At 46.0% G+C, this 326-nt stretch carries 1 pseudogene; it reads left to right on the plus strand.

The annotated features are described in order from the left end of the window. Positions 1-326: pseudogene (locus tag ACYP03_RS25155) on the plus strand (50S ribosomal protein L2); the annotation flags it as partial.

Below are 326 nucleotides of genomic sequence, written 5' to 3' on the forward strand. Positions count from 1 at the left end.
AAGGGTAAGCCGTATGCACCACTTCTAGAGAAAAACTCTAAGACTGGTGGTCGTAACAATAACGGTCGTATTACTGTTCGTCACATCGGTGGTGGTAACAAACAACATTACCGTCTGATTGACTTTAAGCGTAATAAAGATGGTATCCCAGCGAAAGTTGAGCGTCTGGAATACGATCCAAACCGTAGCGCAAACATCGCTCTGGTTCTTTACGCAGATGGTGAGCGTCGTTACATCATTGCACCAAAAGGCATCCAAGCTGGTGATACTATCCAGTCTGGTTCAGATGCTGCGATCAAAGTAGGTAACACCCTGCCAATGCGCAA

This window comes from Photobacterium sp. R1, from assembly GCF_054600795.1.